This window comes from Sulfitobacter sp. SK012 (assembly GCF_003352085.1).
In the GTDB taxonomy this organism is placed as follows: Bacteria; Pseudomonadota; Alphaproteobacteria; order Rhodobacterales; family Rhodobacteraceae; genus Sulfitobacter.
This window is the reverse complement of record NZ_CP025805.1, coordinates 38,904-53,402: the sequence shown is the minus strand read 5'-3', so window position 1 is coordinate 53,402 and position 14,499 is coordinate 38,904. Positions and strand designations below refer to the sequence as shown.

Below are 14,499 nucleotides of genomic sequence, written 5' to 3'. Positions count from 1 at the left end.
GCTAGGCGGTTTTCATTTTGTCGTATGCAGCTTTCATTTTCAGCCCCAACTCGCGGGCAGCTTCTCCCACTTCATCCGCAGACTTGTCAAACTCTGACCGGGACAGAAATTTGTCCCACTCGGCCTGAAGCTCTTCCCATTCGTCTTCTGCATCTTTCGAAGCAAGATGGAGCTGCAGTTTGAGCTCATCACGGCGTTGCTTAAGCTCTTTCATAATCTCAGTCACGTCGATCATTGGTTAGTCCTTTCTTTTTTCCAACATGCGATGTTGTCCAGAAAGTATATTAAAGTCAAATACCTGATGGCATCAATTTTCATATTCGATGCTGAAGCCAACCGTCAGCTTGCTGAAGAAAATCGAAGTATTTGAATGCTATAAACTTGGTAACCGTGGGCGGTTAGCCTCACAGCAGAGGGCTGAACAACCGAGCAAAAGGCGCACCATTCCGTTGACGGAAGTTTCGATCTTTGAGCGTCTGAGTCAAACGGAACGATCTGGTGAAATCATCCTCGAACATCGCTGCAGTTTCAGCCGCTGTCTCCTTGTCAAAGACGATCGCCGTTTCTTCAAAGTTCAATCGACAAGAACGGTTGTCGAGATTTGTGGTCCCAACAGAAGAAACTCTGTCATCGACCAGAACGACCTTCTGATGCATGAAGCCTTCGTCGTAACGCCAAACTTCGACGCCAGCTTCCATAATTTCATCAAAATAAGCTAGTGCGGCAAGCCATGGTATTTTATGATCGACGACTTCCGGTGTGAGCACCTTTACGTCAACACCACGCATAGCCGCGAGTTTTAGAGACGTTAGGATATCGTTTTCTGGCACGAAGTATGGCGAGGCAATCCACAGACGCTCCGTTGCTGAGTTGATCAAGTCGCAGAAATAGAGGCTACCGGTGTCGAAACTATCCCCCGGTCCAGTTGCCAGAATTACGCCGTCCTTGTCTGCTTCGCTGTTCGTGACTTCCCAGTCCAATTCATTGGTCAGGTTCTCATGCGTTGCCCAATGCCAGTCTTCAGCAAAGATCAATTGGAGTTGCAAAACGATGGGGCCGGTAAGGCGAGCATGGGTATCCCGCCAAAGCCCAAATTTTGGGTTCTCGCCCATGTATTCGTCGCCCATGTTGAGGCCGCCGGTGAATCCGACACTACCATCTACCACTACCGTCTTCCGATGGTTCCGGAAATTGATCTGAAATCTGCTTTTTGGCCCACCTTTCGCATGTGCGTTCATAACCTCAACGCCACCTTGAGACAGTGCTGCCAGATAACTCTTGGGCAGCTTTGCACATCCCACAGCATCGTAGATCAGGCGCACCTTGACGCCGTTTTGCGCACGTTCGATCAGCGTATCGCGCAAACGACCACCGATCTTGTCATCGTTGATGATGTAAGACTGCACCAATACGTATTTTTGCGCCGCGGCTATCGCGCCGAAAATCGCATCAAATGTTTTTTCACCATCAATCAGCAACTCCAGATCATTTCCCGAAACAACCGGCATATCACCGATCTTTTCCAAAGCATCATAACTCTGTGTGTTTTCTGTGAGGTTCGGTGGATATCGTTTCTTGAAATCCTTCAGTCCAGTTATGACTTCATCGCTGTCCCGCCGCGCCGTCAGGTAGCCACTAAATTTAAAATTTCCAAGGAAAAGAAAAACGGGCAAGGCCAGAAAAGGTGTTGCCGTCAGGAACACGACCCAAGCGACCGATCCCTGTGGGGTGCGGGCATGGCGCACCGCGAGAACAACACAGTAAACCGCAGCTACTTCCAGAAGGAGAAATAGGACAAGGCCAGCTTGAAAATTCATGTCGATATCCTGCTATGCATTGGCTGTTTTTAAAAGTTTATTTCTATGCGGACTGCCGCACAAATCAAAATCCACACTCGGTCGCTTTGAGATTTTAAACCGCTTGCATGTGGCTGATTACGTCGGCGCAATCTCGGGTTAGCTCCAATCTAACCGTATGTCGCTCCAGATAGGCAGATGGTCCGATGCAATCTTCGTACGGTCGCTTTGATCAACGCCTGCATCCAGAAGCTCCAGCCGGTGGCTCAACGCAAAACGATCAAGCCCAGCCAACGGGCGGGCGCTGTGAAAGGATTTTCCTGGGCTCACGATATCAAATTTGTCTTCAAGAGGTTCGAGCCCCACAGTTGCCGACCATTCGTTGAAATCGCCCATAATAACCGCATCAGAAATTTCATTCCGCTCAAGGTGCGCCCTGATTTTCGCAAGCTGAGCTCGGCGATACGGCCGCAAAAGTCCGAGGTGCACCCCGATAACAGATACCCGTTTGTTCGCGTCGCCAATATCAACGCGAACAGCTCCTCTGGGTTCCAGTCCGGGCAATTCCAATTGATCAACTTCATGAATGGTCAAACCCTTGCGCACGAGAACAGCATTGCCGTGCCAACCAAGGCTCACCGTATTTTGGGCAAGTTCTGCAATTTGGAAATCCGAGTTGGCTTCTAGAAAAGCCCTGTCGATGGAAGCAGGTCGTTCTCCTAGACGCTTGTCTACTTCCTGAAGCGCAACGACGTCAGCGTCCAACCGATTGATGATGTCAAGAATTCGACCCGGGTCACGACGATAGTCGAGCCCTACGGACTTTCGGATATTGTAGCTTGCCAATCTCAGTCGATCCGTGCCGTCCAAGGTTCCGACCAACTCCGTTTTGAGGGTTTTCGTAGACGCCTGGGGCCCCTTCATATTCAGGCTAAGGCAGCGACAAGTTCTTGTCGAGTTTTCGCTGGCAAGCCAATTCGGCACCCACAGGGAAAGCTCTGATTTTAGACGAGGTGCGGCAAAACAGGTGGGTATCAACAAAGTCTTTCCGGCACCCGACAGGAAGGACACTCTTTTTTAGGGGGGTGGACGACAGCGAGCTTGCCTTTTTCGTTGGCCCCCTGAGGCATGACTTGTATAATTCTTTCTGGCGCAAATACTGGTCAAACAATACGGCTCATAATTCAGAAGAGGATGAAGCATATCGGATGACGCAGGATAAAACTACAGACAAAAAAATATCAGGCATACCGGTTGTTCCTAGATGGTTTTTAACCATCGTCTCGCTCCCTATCGTAGTCGGATTACTTTGGTTTGGGCGTGGTTTCCTAATCCCGCTCGCGTTGGCCTCATTGCTGTTTGTTCTAAACATCGCGCTAATAGATCGTTTGAACTCTGCAACAGTTTTCGGCCGAGATGTTCCTCGCTGGATAGCCTACATTGGGGAAACGACAGGTTTGTTCATTTTGCTTTCGGCTTTCGGATACGCCTTATCAAACCAAGCGACAGTGGTGGCGGAGGCCGGACCCAGATATGCTGAGCGCTTGGCGTAACTGGAAACGCAGTTTGAATCATTCATTGGAGCCGGATGGGTCACCGCAATCGAAAAATCAATTCGGTCTTTGGACATCGGAAACTGGCTGACAGGATTTGCGGCGTCCACTGCTGGCGTGGTTGGGAACATTGGACTGATCCTTCTTTACGTTGCGTTTATGCTGGGAGAACGAAGCGCATTCACAAAGAAACTTCCAAGACTTTGTGCGACGCCAGATAGTGCCGGGGAGGTCGAAGAAATCCTGAGGTCGATTTCAGCCGGTGTCAGACAGTACGTTTGGATCAACACAGCCACCAGCGCAATGAGCGGCACACTGGCCTTTGTAGTTATGACAGCTTTAGGAGTCGACTTCGCATTTCCGTTGGCTCTTTTGGTTTTTTGCTCAATTTCATTCCGAGCATCGGATCATTCCTCGCCGTCGTTTTCCCTACGATTGTGGCTCTTCTTCAGTTCGAAACTATCATACCGGCTTTGATGGTTGTCGGGGTGTATGGGGGCGGTGACGCCATAATTGGAAACGTCGTGCAGCCAAGGCTGCAGGGTAAATCCCTTAACCTGAGTACTTTTGTAGTTATGGTGGCGCTCACATTCTGGAGCCTAATGTGGGGCGGAATTGGAGCATTCATTGCCGTGCCACTTACAGTGGTCATAATGATAGTTTGCTCCGAAACCCCAGGGTTGCAAATCTTTGCGAGATTACTCTCAAGCGATGGGATCTTACCAAAGGAACAGAATATCGAAGTCGAAGACACTGGGGATGATGCAACACTTTTTGCCTCACAGCCGTCAAGCCACAAAGGTGGCTGCACTGCCGCTCTTCCGAAACAGGCCCATTCCGAAACAGAAGAGGAACTTGCGTTGCTGAAACAAGAGCTGCTCGAGCGGAAAGAAGCCAGACAGCACAAATCTGAGTTGTGACCCAGCGTAAAATCTAGGCTAGGCGCTCACCGGCTTGGACTCTCCCAAAGTGGATAAATGCATACCTTTACGGCCGAGCAGCTTTCCCGTGTCAGTCCTTCTTCTTAAGTGCGGCAGTCAAGAGCGGGACCAAAAGCGTTGCTATAGACCCAAGCGGATTAGACCCCAGCCCTTTAATTGCATTAACTGTCTGGCGTGCTTCTAGCGTCATGCCTTCGAGCTCTGCTTCGAGATCGGTAATCGCCATATCTCGTACTTCGACGGCTGGCGCGATCGCGTCTTCCACGCTCATGCGTCTGGCTACAGAGGCAAGCAAGCCCGCGAGAGCAAGATTGACCAAAGCAAGCACTCCAGCCGCAACAGCAGGGGAAACCCGTGTTGTAAGAACAAAATAGAGCGCGGCATTTAGCAATATTAGCCCGGCCAGTGTCGCCAATCCTGCGAGCGCCATCAAGGCCGTTTGTTGTTGAACAACAGCGATACGACGCCGTGTTATCAACCGTTCTGTGCGGTAGATTGTGATTAGGTTTCTGCTAATTCTATTCATTCATATTATCCTACTTAAACGTCCGGCCAGCAACAAATCCAAAAGCGAAACTGCTCAGGAGGATTGCTATTGGATACTCCTTTTGCAGTTTTGTAAATTCATCCGTCAACTGTGTACGTAAGGCATCTAAGTTCTCGCCATCGATGCCGTGCTCGTCCAAAAGCTGCTTTAAACTGTCCATTGCATCTGTTTCGTTCCGAGACCCATCAGCCATATTCTTTTCTGGAGACTCCCTGACCTCCGAGCGTAGAGCCTCGTTTTGCGCGCGAAGCAGTTCTAGCTCAGCTCCCAACTCCGTTTTGGTTGCCATGATGAAGACCTCCTACGATGAACTTCAAATCTATCTGCACTTTTCATCAGAACCGTCCAGTCATGGCGATCAAATTGCCGGGTTCGGCAACACCTGCTGTCAGTCTCTAATAATCACAATCAAAGGCAAACAGCGTTTCGTCAAGCATCCAAAATTCTAGCGCTATCAAAATGCCCTGACCTGGTGAACTGGCGGAATGCAGCGACGACATTGTTATGGCTTGTTCAGGACCATGAACAGCGTCGAGAAGCTAGTCTGGTATCATTCTCGCCTCGATCTCGGGCTTTGGCCAAGACGAGCCATACGAGAACAAGGCAGGATTTGACCAGATCGCCCAAGGCATGGGCGGGCTGATGGGCACCACCGGTTTTGAGGACGGGCCACCGACACGTGCAGGCACCGCCGTGGCGGATCTGTCTGCGGGGCTTTATGCGGCCACTGGCATTTTGGTGGCGATCACGGAACGCACTCAATCAGGCCAAGGGCAATGGGTGCAGACCTCGCTGTTGCAAGCGCAAATCGCCTTGATGGATTTTCAGGCTGCCCGCTATCTGGTTGACGGCGAGGTTGCGGGGCGCGCAGGCAACGATCACCCCACGGTCACGCCAATGGGCGTTGTGGCCACCAGCGACGGGCATATCAATCTGGGCGTCGGCGGTGACGGGCAATGGCGGGTAGTGTCGCAAAGTTTCGGATTTCAGTTGCGTTGCCGGGCGTGTCGAGCCAGACCTTACACTTTCCCGAGACCAAGTCAGGATTGAATAGTTGATCAGTTTCAAAGGCGTGCAGTACCCGAAACCCGTGCTCCTATGCGCCGTGTATTTCTACGTTCGCTTTCCCGTTTCGTATCGCGATCTCGAAGAGATCATGGCAGAACGCGGCGTCGATTTGGATCATGCAACGCTCAACCGCTGGGTCGAGAAATATGCGGGCACCATCGCTGCTGAAGCGCATCGTCGAAAGGCCCCAACGGGTTGTTCGTGGCGGATGCTCAGGGAGCATCCTGCCTCCTGATGGCGTACGGGACTGATCTGCCAAAATGTCATTCACGAGGTTGGGAATTGCCCACCTCAGCCGCTTTGCTGGCTCGATCTAGGCCGGATCAATCTGAGCCCCTCACAGGAACATGTCGCTCGAGCTTTTCTTGCGCAGGTCCTGTCGCGTTTGCCCGCACGCGGAATATGAAACTTGGATGCGGCGGGCCACCGGTTTTCGTTTAGCGGGACGGTACAGGTGCCGCTTCGTCAATGAGCCCTTTTGATTTTAACGTCGCCCAAAACTCCGTTGGAATTGTTGTTTTAAACCAGTCAATGATTTGCTCCAGTTCGCGCTTATCACGTGGGCCCGGTATCACGGAACTGACGATATCATTCATCAGTGGGAACTGCAGGGCCGCGGCCGCCAGAGGAACAGCCCACGTGTCGGCGACAGCACCGAGCGCACGCGCCTTCTCTATGATTTCGGCGGGTGCCTTTGTGTAGTTCCACATTTCCCGGCCCGCCAAAATGCCAGAATTGAAAGGGCCTCCGCAGATGATCGATGTCCCTGCTGCACTACAGGCTGGGAAAAGCGTGTCCAGTGGCGTCTGCTCGAGCAGTGTGTAACGTCCGGCCAATAGAAAAACGTCCCAGTTCCCGATTTTCAGGGCATCCATGCAGGCTTCGTTCTCGTTAACACCCAGTCCAATTGCTTTGACTTGCCCTGTCTTGCGCAATTCATCCATTGCGCGATAACCGCCTTTTTCCAAATCTCGAAAGTGGCGCACGTTTTCCTCACCATGCTGGAAAGCTCCGATGTCGTGAACAAAGAGGATATCAATTTTGTCGATCCCGAGGCGCTGAAGATTGTCTTCATAGGCGCGCATAATGCCATCGTATCCGTAATCGTAAACTACGTGGAACGGTAACGGATCAATCATGCCAAAATCCATCGGGTTTGCGACTGCGCCCGGGTGAAGAAGTCTTCCGACCTTGTCCGAAAGCACATATTCTGTGCCGCGAAGCATATCGCCCATGACACGCTCGGACCTTCCAAACCCATACCATGGAGCGGTATCGAAGTAGCTGATGCCAGCTTCTTTGGCGGTTCGTATCAAGTCCGCTGCTTGAGCGTAGTCGAGATCAACGAAATTTCCTCCAAGAGGTGCGCCGCCTAGTCCAAGCGTATCAATCGCAAGCCCGGTCTGACCAACCTGTCGTTTTTCCATGCTTGGCAACTCCCTGTCTAGCGCCATTTGAAGCAGATATTTGACTGTGCTACCAGTCGCCGCTTTGCTTCGCAGAGAAGTGGCTCATTCAAAGTGCAACGAACGGCGGCTCTTCACACGTGTTCTTGAGAGAACGTAATAGAGACAGTTGAGAGGCTTTGTTGATGGCGTCGTCTAATCGCATAGTGTTTTGCAAGCACTTTTTCCCATAACCCAGCAATCGCGGTACCTTTTCGGGCTCCTACGTAGATTGGCAAAGCTGGTCTTGCACTTTGCTCCTGAGGGTCGAGATCTCGTATGCCGGGTGCAGGGTCGTCTTCGCGGTCGACATATAGCCGCCGCATGATGGGTTTAGCAGGTGGAGCTTCCAATGTGGATGACGCACTCAACAGTGAATGCCGGTGCAGCCCATCAAACGGAATTACTCAACCCACGTCCCGGCAGGGACGTCTCGCCGCGCTCAGGATGTCGAGCGCAAGAGGGTGTTTAGAGGCTTAATGGTTGAGCAATCGGATTGAACGCTGATCCGGTTTTCAGCATCGCATGCATTGTGACTGCCAATTTGCGTGCCAATGCGACTGCTGCGCGTTTCGTGCCAACACGTTCCTTAAGCTTGAGCGCCCATGTTCGCAGATCACTTTGCATCTTTGACCGGGTTAGGATGACGAGTGCGGCCTCGTAAAGGAGCCCTCTGAGATGTCGATCTCCGCGGCGAGATACCCTGCCGCTGTAATCAACCTCCCCAGATTGGTATCGTCGGCTGGTCAGTCCGAGCCAGGCCCCGACAGCGCGTGAGTTTTTGAAGTTACCCGGATCTTCAATAGCTGTCGCATAGGACGTGGCTGTAATTGCACCCACTCCAGGGATGGTCATGAGAAGTCGACAGGCGTGGCTTTTGCGCGCCACCGCGAGCAGCAGTTTTGTAAGATCCGCTGCGCGCATCCGCATGTCGTGCCAAGCATTCAACAGTGGCAATAGAATGTTGGAGAGCTCGGTCTGATCCACCAGAAGTCTACGAACATTTGCGTCAAAGCTGCGTCCTTTGCCCGAAGGCACAATCAATCCGAACGTCTTCATGAGCCCACGGATTTGGTTTGACAATTCGACTGTGATCCTGACCAGTCGAGTTCGCGCAGCTATCAGTGAACGAGCAAGCATACTGTCATAACCTTTCACGCGAACCTCTCGATAAAAACCGACCTCAGCTAACTGAGCCAGACCATCTGCATCATTTGCATCCGTTTTGTTCGCCGCCATGTCGAGCGCCGCCTTAGCGTGGCGTGCATCGATACAAATAGCAGGCAGTCCCTCTTCCTTCAAAGCATGATAAAACCACACTGACAGCGGACCAGTTTCGAAAATCACCCGCACGACGCCGGGTGCGCGCTTTCTAACAATTTGCGCAATTCGCGCTGGATCTGAATTGCATTTCCCTCGCCAAACGCGCGCACCTGCGCGCCGAATGGAAATCGCAGTCTCTTTCATTGATACGTCGAGTCCGATATAATCGGCCATGGCTGTTCTCCAATGATGCTTGGGCCAGACACCTCGTCATGAGCCCGTATTTTCATCTTATCGGGGAACAACCACCATCAACTTCTTTTGAAGTTTCATGGCGACTCATCCCGCGATTACACCATGTGGATGCCCCCACCTACCGGAATCGTAATGTGCCACTGTGATGTTTAAGAGAGCATCACTCAAAGGGAGAGTATCCATGTCAGAAGTCACCATGATCGGCATAGACCTTGCAAAGCGCGTGTTTCAACTTCACGTGGCCTGTGCCAGCGGGACGGGTATTTTTTGCAAGAAACTGACGCGGGTTCAGCTTCTTGCATTTATAAGCCGGCAACCCACGTGCCTTGTTGCGATGGAGGCCTGTGCTACAGCCCATTAAATTGAGGAGCTCGGCCATCCCATACAAGGGCTCAGCCGGACCGCTGCACCTGCTAATAGATAGTACAGGCATCAAGGTTGAGGGTGAAGGCGAATGGAATGCCCGCAAGCATGGCGGTCCTAAACGCCGCCTCTGGCGCAAGATGCATATCGGGATTGATGAGCAAACACTGGAAATACGTGCAATCGAGGTCACGAGTAGCAGCATCGGTGGCGCACCTGTGCTGCCTGATCTGCTCAATCAGATCCCGCCAGATCAAGACATCGGCAGCGTCACCGCCGACGGGGCATACGACACACGCAAATGCCATGATGCGATTGCCGCGCGAAAGGCCCACGCCGTCATACCGCCGCGCAAGAATGCTAAGCCGACACACCCGGTGCCAGAGCGCGCAACGAAGCGGTGCGGGCCCAAAGTATCTGGGCCGCGCATTGTGGCGACAGGTGACCGGATATCACCGGAGAAGCCGGGTTGAGACAAAGATGCATTGTGTGAAACTACTGGGTCAAGGCCTCTCAGCGCGCGACTTTGATCGGCAGGTTGCGGAGATCCAAATCCGTGCAGCGATCCTAAACGGCTTCACAGCACTTGGCATACCACGTACCGTGACCGTAGGCTAAATCCGTCTTGGGTGAGGGGAAGCTCGGCCTCAGACAAATTTGTGCAACAATGCCAACCCAAAAGGAAAAACCATGGCCCATGGCTACCAGTCCGGACGTCTGAACCTGCCTTTTGTTGGCATCGCAACCTTTGGCAAATACCCATATGTGGAGGATTGGGACAACATCGACGCCGATGTCGCAATTCTTGGGGCGCCGTTCGACTTTGGCACGCAATGGCGGCCCGGCGCACGTTTTGGCCCACGCGGCGTGCGCGAGGCATCAATGCTGTTTTCCTTTGGACATGCTGGGGCCTATGATCACGAAGACGATGTGACGTACCTTGAAAAGGCCCGTATCGTTGATCTGGGCGACGCCGATATTATTCACACGGACACGATCAACAGTCACAAAAACATCGAGTTCGGTGTGCGCAAGATATTGGGTGCGGGCGCGCTGCCTGTCGTCATCGGGGGTGATCATTCAGTGAATATCCCGTGTATTAACGCCTTCTCAGACTTTGGCGATATTCACTTGGTGCAGGTTGATGCGCATCTGGATTTTGTCGACGAGCGTCATGGTGTCCGATTTGGTCATGGTAACCCGATGCGCCGAGCTGTCGAGAAGGATTATGTGACGGGCCTTAGCCAGTTCGGCATCCGTAACGTGTCATCTACCGCGAAAGAGGGGTACAACGATGCGCGGTCCCGCGGCTCAGACATTCTATCCGTGCGCCAAATCCGCAAGCTGGGTGTCGAAGCCGTCGCTGCACGCGTACCTGCCGATGTGGACATCTACCTGACGATTGACATTGATGGCTTCGATCCATCGATTGCACCGGGAACAGGTACGCCCAGCCATGGCGGGTTTCTTTACTACGAAGTGCTAGAACTGGTCGCGATCCTTGCGAAGCGACAACGGATTGTGGGGATTGATTTGGTTGAGGTCGCGCCAGACTATGACCACACAGGCAGTACAACGACTTTGGCCGCCCAGCTTCTGCTGAATATCATCGGCCGGATCTTGCACGCACAGCAAGCCACGCCATGACTTTTAGCCCACCATCAGAACCTGGTCGCTTCGCACCCCGCTTTGCCGAGATCGCAACGTCTACCTTTCAACTGGCTGGGTAACTGGGGGTCTTTCGAATGGATATCCGGGATGCGTGGCCCAGAAGGGTCCGCCCATTTCCTGCAGCGGGCGGGCTTTGCTCCCTGGTAAGGCACCGGTGCGCAGCGTGATGACGATGTCCGACACGACATCTGGATTGGCTCGGAAATAGGAGTAGCATCGTCAAGTTGCGGGACATCTCAAAAGCCGGTACGTGGGCGCATGACCTAACCCAAGCAATCTGGCACCTTTTCAGGTCAACGGTTTCCACCTGAGATTATCGCATACGCCGTCTGGGCCTATCATCGATTTCCCATGAGTTTGCGCGATGCTGAGTATCTGTTAGCCGCACGCGGTGTTGTGGTCAGCTACGAGATCATCCGCGCTTGGGTTGCGAAATTCGGGTTACAATATGCCAAGGCGATCCGCCCAGATCGACCTAAAGTGGCGGGCGAATGGCACCTGGACGAAGTCGTCCTTCCGATAAATGGTAAGAAGTATTGGCTGTGGCGCGCTGTCGACAGCAAAGGCGATGTGCTGGACATCCTCGTGCAGTCTCGGCGCAATAAACGGGCCGCGATTCGGTTCTTCCCCAAACTATTCAAGGCATTTGGTGAGCCACGGGTGATTGTCACCGATAAACTCCGAAGCTATGGCACCGCCTTGAAGGAGCTTGCTCCGGGAATAGAGCATCGCAGCCATAAGGGTCTCAACAATCGATCCGAAGGGTCACACAGGCCGACCCGACGGCGAGAAAAGATCATGGGGAGGTTCAAATCGCCGAGACAAGCCCAGCGATTTCTTTCCGTTCATGATCAGGTCAAAACCGTCTTCCGCCCGCGCCGCCACACCCTTTCAGCAGCTGCCTATCGCCAGACGAGAGCCGATGCCCATTGGATATTTGGGACGACATCACGCGTGAGCTTAAGGCTGCTTGAGATCTAGCGCCCCGGCTATCGTTGCGAACGATCGCCGACAACTTGACGATGCCGCCGGGGCTGAACACCTAGCTTAATCTGTCTTAATCCACGCCTTGGCGGCCTCGAGATCATTATTTCCGAAATACCGCGCCTCTTGCCCGATCAGGCGTTTAACAACCTGCACGACCATCGCTTCCCAGCGCGAATCGCCGACAACGGCTGCCCGGTCCAACTGGCCAACATGATCGCGAACAAGGTGAAAGTGCGCAGCCATTGCGCCAAGCCCCTGCCAGCCGTCGAAACGCCTAATGTCCAGCAACAGGCGGAAGCGGTCATTCTTACGAATAAAGGCATTCAGGTTCTCGGTTTCAGAGGCATAGACGTCTGCGCCAACCTTACCCAGTAGCTCAACATGCAGCGTGCCACTGCCCAAATCGGTTTGATGGATAGCACCTAACGATTCAAACAGCCAAAGGCGGGCTTCGTCCTCAGCCTTTTTACCAAACACTGACACAGGACAGGGCATCAGGATAGAAAACGCGCGGACCATTCGTGCCATTGCCGTGTTGGCGGTAACTATGGCAACCCGTTCAAACCCACTCCAATTACTTACGCCCAGCTTAGCGTCGTCCCAAAGTGCGCCCATTGTGAAATCAGTTAGGCCAGCATTCAGCACCACCAGCATCCGCACCTTTTCACCTTGGGCAAGCGCCGCGTCCAAGGCGGGCATCAGGACATCGCTATAGTCTTTGTCCGTGATCGGTGCAGACATGTACACCTCAAGCAGGCTCTCTTGCGCCCCAGATTTAACCGCAATCATTATCGCTTCTCCTTTAAGGTGACCGAATAACCCTATGGTACTGAGGATTGAGCTAGGTTGATCCAGATCAACGCACCCAAAGGTCAGACAGGTAAAGCCGTCGTATCGCTGGCTTTGCGCAGCGCAAAGCAGGATTGCATCAGAGCCGATAAAGAAACCACCGCAACCATAAGGCGCTAACTGCGCGACAAGACCCTCTGTATTATTGAGCCAGCGATGTTGTCTTTCATGTTGATGCCGATAGGGTGCTTAGAGGATTTTCTCAGAGGCCCGCCTTGAAGACTTTCACATAGCAACACGGATGAACGAACATGTCTGACCTCGAAAGCCTAGATACTTATCTCTCCTCAGATGACAGCCCAGATGATTGCATGATGCTGTCTGACTTGGATGGCTTTCTGCATGGAGTGGCTTGCTCTCCCAGTTCTATCTCTGCTGAAGAGTGGATGCCTGTTGCATTGGGAGGCTCACCTGATGACGTGCCCGATTGGGTTCTGCAGAGCATCGCGCTGATTTACGATAGTATCATCCAAGGACTTGCCTTTGATCCTCCCGAGGTAGAACCCATCTTCTGGGAAGCTCGAGAAGGCCACGTCATTGCAATGGACTGGTGCGAGGGGTTTATGGAAGCTGTCTCAATGCGACATAAACAGTGGCTGAGACTCACGGAGAGCGGCATAGGAGGCAAGCTTATCACGCCGATAATGGTGCACCTGATTGATGAAGGGGGTAATTCAATGATGGGCATACCGCAAGAGAAGCTAGACGAGACACTGGAGCAAGCAGCGGCGGAGATACCCCAATCAGTGGTAGCTATTCATAGGTTTTGGTGAGTGGCCCAAGAGGGCTCTGCCGCAAAGTTTCAGAATATGGGCCAGCGTACAAACCTGTGATAGCCGCCGCATTTTGAATTGGCGGATGAGCATCAGAACGGGACGATTGGCTTCAAAGGCGCGCAGTACCCGAAATCAGTGATCCTATACGCCGTGTATTTCTACGTTCGCTTTCCCGTTTCGTATCGCGATCTCGAAGAGATCATGGCAGAACGCGGCGTACACGATGACGGATTTGGGATAGTGGCTGCCTTTGAAACTGACCAACTCCTCAACCCTGACTGAGTCTCGGGAAAGTGTGCGGTCTGGCTCGACACGCCCTGCAACCCAACTGAAATCCAGAACTTTGCAACACTACCGTTTTCCTGTTCAGCTGAATGAGAAATATCAATTTCTGTCACTAAAGCAGCGTCATTCTGAGATGGATGGTGGGCCTAACCGACCTGCCCTTTCCTAGGAGAGGTCACATGCACGACGATATTCCAAACACAGGGCAATTCCGGAAACCCATCGGCACCATAGATCCGAGAAAAATGTTAGCTTTGGACATAACTGATCTTGGGGTTGATGAAGGAATTGACGTAACCATCTATCCAGAAAGTTCGGATCAGATTTTGTTTGAAACGATCCTCGCAAATCCGGAATCCCGAACTTTACTTGCGTACGGCAGCCGTGAGGCTAAGGTATTTTGGCAGTGCCTAAATACATATGTGGGTGTTGAATACGCGCCGAAATTATTGTTAACCGCGCGGTGCCGTTTCAGCCCCTTAGCGATAGCTGTCTCCACAAAGTCTATGGGACATGCGGGAGTCCGCAATACGGGCTTTCTCCGATTGGTAGAGGAATTGCTGGACGAAATTTTGACCCGTGAGCCGGGCGTGCTCGTCGAAGTAGCTCTAACCCACCGCTATCCTGCATTTGCCAATTGCATCAACTATTAGTCAAAGCGCGTTCTTACATTGTCTATGAGACTGGTTCGGAAGGTTTG

14 protein-coding genes and 6 pseudogenes are annotated in these 14,499 nt (G+C 52.6%); 11 read left to right on the top strand and 9 right to left on the bottom strand.

What is annotated here, in order from left to right; genetic code table 11:
• Window position 1: 1 nt before the first annotated feature.
• The 3 genes from C1J03_RS23590 to C1J03_RS23580 form a co-directional block, all read right to left on the bottom strand.
• Complete coding sequence (locus C1J03_RS23590; protein ID WP_114889201.1) at window positions 2-235, bottom strand: hypothetical protein; 234 nt, start codon at window positions 233-235, stop codon at window positions 2-4.
• A 169-nt stretch (window positions 236-404) separates the two neighbouring features.
• Window positions 405-1,817, bottom strand: coding sequence for a cardiolipin synthase (gene cls / locus C1J03_RS23585; protein WP_114889200.1), 1,413 nt, complete (start codon window positions 1,815-1,817; stop codon window positions 405-407).
• A 138-nt stretch (window positions 1,818-1,955) separates the two neighbouring features.
• Window positions 1,956-2,720, bottom strand: a complete 765-nt coding sequence (locus C1J03_RS23580) for an endonuclease/exonuclease/phosphatase family protein (RefSeq protein ID WP_114889199.1) — start codon at window positions 2,718-2,720, stop codon at window positions 1,956-1,958.
• Window positions 2,721-2,881: 161 nt separating this feature from the next.
• Here C1J03_RS23580 and C1J03_RS26145 point away from each other — a divergent pair, with 161 nt between their 5' ends.
• A complete protein-coding gene (locus C1J03_RS26145) occupies window positions 2,882-3,349 on the top strand; it encodes a hypothetical protein (RefSeq protein WP_114889198.1) in 468 nt (155 codons plus the stop codon).
• Here the strand turns inward: C1J03_RS26145 and C1J03_RS25515 are convergent.
• Window positions 3,232-3,480 (bottom strand): hypothetical protein, encoded by a 249-nt coding sequence (locus C1J03_RS25515; RefSeq protein WP_162798656.1) that lies wholly within the window; start codon window positions 3,478-3,480, stop codon window positions 3,232-3,234. The two genes, C1J03_RS26145 and C1J03_RS25515, sit on opposite strands and share 118 nt — an antisense overlap.
• Here C1J03_RS25515 and C1J03_RS23565 point away from each other — a divergent pair.
• Window positions 3,467-4,269 (top strand): annotated as a pseudogene (locus C1J03_RS23565) (AI-2E family transporter). The gene C1J03_RS25515 and the pseudogene C1J03_RS23565 overlap by 14 nt on opposite strands.
• Before the next feature lie 91 nt (window positions 4,270-4,360).
• Here the strand turns inward: C1J03_RS23565 and C1J03_RS23560 are convergent.
• Complete coding sequence (locus C1J03_RS23560; RefSeq protein ID WP_114889195.1) at window positions 4,361-4,816, bottom strand: phage holin family protein; 456 nt, start codon at window positions 4,814-4,816, stop codon at window positions 4,361-4,363.
• Between the two features lie 10 nt (window positions 4,817-4,826).
• Complete coding sequence (locus tag C1J03_RS23555) at window positions 4,827-5,126, bottom strand: hypothetical protein (protein WP_114889194.1); 300 nt, start codon at window positions 5,124-5,126, stop codon at window positions 4,827-4,829.
• A 260-nt stretch (window positions 5,127-5,386) separates the two neighbouring features.
• Here C1J03_RS23555 and C1J03_RS23550 point away from each other — a divergent pair.
• Together C1J03_RS23550 and C1J03_RS23545 are read left to right on the top strand one after the other, a co-directional pair.
• Window positions 5,387-5,821 (top strand): annotated as a pseudogene (locus C1J03_RS23550) (CoA transferase); the annotation flags it as partial.
• A 70-nt stretch (window positions 5,822-5,891) separates the two neighbouring features.
• Window positions 5,892-6,116, top strand: a pseudogene (locus tag C1J03_RS23545) (IS6 family transposase); the annotation flags it as partial.
• A gap of 226 nt (window positions 6,117-6,342) precedes the next feature.
• Here C1J03_RS23545 and C1J03_RS23540 read toward each other — a convergent pair.
• Window positions 6,343-7,332 (bottom strand): aldo/keto reductase, encoded by a 990-nt coding sequence (locus C1J03_RS23540; RefSeq protein ID WP_114889193.1) that lies wholly within the window; start codon window positions 7,330-7,332, stop codon window positions 6,343-6,345.
• Between the two features lie 486 nt (window positions 7,333-7,818).
• Window positions 7,819-8,847 carry an IS110 family transposase gene (locus C1J03_RS23535; protein ID WP_114883818.1) on the bottom strand — a complete coding sequence of 343 codons (1,029 nt, stop codon included), beginning with the start codon at window positions 8,845-8,847 and terminating at the stop codon, window positions 7,819-7,821.
• A gap of 202 nt (window positions 8,848-9,049) precedes the next feature.
• Here C1J03_RS23535 and C1J03_RS23530 point away from each other — a divergent pair, with 202 nt between their 5' ends.
• From C1J03_RS23530 to C1J03_RS23515, 4 genes and pseudogenes are all read left to right on the top strand, one after another.
• Window positions 9,050-9,229 carry a hypothetical protein gene (locus C1J03_RS23530; RefSeq protein ID WP_114889192.1) on the top strand — a complete coding sequence of 60 codons (180 nt, stop codon included), beginning with the start codon at window positions 9,050-9,052 and terminating at the stop codon, window positions 9,227-9,229.
• 16 nt (window positions 9,230-9,245) lie between these two features.
• Window positions 9,246-9,849: pseudogene (locus C1J03_RS23525) on the top strand (IS5 family transposase); the annotation flags it as partial.
• 72 nt (window positions 9,850-9,921) lie between these two features.
• Window positions 9,922-10,878, top strand: a complete 957-nt coding sequence (gene speB, locus C1J03_RS23520) for an agmatinase (RefSeq protein ID WP_114889191.1) — start codon at window positions 9,922-9,924, stop codon at window positions 10,876-10,878.
• 336 nt (window positions 10,879-11,214) lie between these two features.
• Window positions 11,215-11,876: pseudogene (locus C1J03_RS23515) on the top strand (IS6 family transposase).
• 73 nt (window positions 11,877-11,949) lie between these two features.
• On the opposite strand, the gene C1J03_RS23510 reads toward C1J03_RS23515, so the two are convergent.
• Entirely contained in the window at window positions 11,950-12,678 is a 729-nt protein-coding gene (locus C1J03_RS23510; RefSeq protein WP_114889189.1) for an STAS/SEC14 domain-containing protein, read from the bottom strand.
• Window positions 12,679-12,989: 311 nt separating this feature from the next.
• On the opposite strand from C1J03_RS23510, the gene C1J03_RS23505 reads away from it, so the two are divergent.
• The 3 genes and pseudogenes from C1J03_RS23505 to C1J03_RS23495 all read left to right on the top strand — a co-directional run bounded on the left by C1J03_RS23505 (window position 12,990) and on the right by C1J03_RS23495 (window position 14,452).
• Window positions 12,990-13,511, top strand: coding sequence for a YecA/YgfB family protein (locus tag C1J03_RS23505; protein WP_114889188.1), 522 nt, complete (start codon window positions 12,990-12,992; stop codon window positions 13,509-13,511).
• Window positions 13,512-13,616: 105 nt separating this feature from the next.
• Window positions 13,617-13,742 (top strand): annotated as a pseudogene (locus C1J03_RS25855) (IS6 family transposase); the annotation flags it as partial.
• Window positions 13,743-13,978: 236 nt separating this feature from the next.
• On the top strand, window positions 13,979-14,452 hold the full coding sequence (locus tag C1J03_RS23495; RefSeq protein ID WP_114889187.1) for a hypothetical protein: 474 nt from the start codon (window positions 13,979-13,981) through the stop codon (window positions 14,450-14,452).
• Window positions 14,453-14,499: the final 47 nt, after the last annotated feature.